The 445-nt window shown below is 64.3% G+C and carries 1 protein-coding gene; it reads right to left on the reverse strand.

From position 1 onward, the window contains the following. Positions 1 to 445, reverse strand: a 445-nt coding sequence (locus EOA29_RS40075) for a topoisomerase C-terminal repeat-containing protein (protein WP_189479206.1), incomplete at both ends; no start/stop codon positions are given.

The raw sequence follows: 445 nt of genomic DNA on the forward strand, positions 1-445 counted from the left end.
GTTCAGACCGATCGAGAACACGTCCTCGATGCTTTCCAGGTTGGCGTAGGTGCCGTCATGCAGCACGAAGGGTCCGTAGCGGCCAAGACCCGCCGAGATCATCTTGCCGGTTTCCGGGTGCTTGCCGACGTCGCGCGGCAATGACAGCAGCGCGATCGCCTTCTCATGATCGATCGAGTCGGCCGCCCAGCCCTTGGGCAGGCTGGAGCGCTTGGCTTCCTTGCCTTCGCCGCGCTGGATGTACGGACCGAAACGGCCGCTGCGCAGCGTGATCTCCTCGGCCGTGTACGGATCCTTGCCGAGCAGCCTGACGCCGTCCTCGCCGTTGCCGTTCTCGCCATTGGGATTGGCGGCATCGCCAAGCTGGCGGGTGTAGGAGCATTCCGGATAGTTCGAGCAGCCGACGAAGGCGCCGAACTTGCCGAGCTTCAGCGAGAGGTTGCCT

The organism is Mesorhizobium sp. M1E.F.Ca.ET.063.01.1.1 (assembly GCF_003998155.1).
Taxonomy (GTDB): Bacteria; Pseudomonadota; Alphaproteobacteria; order Rhizobiales; family Rhizobiaceae; genus Mesorhizobium.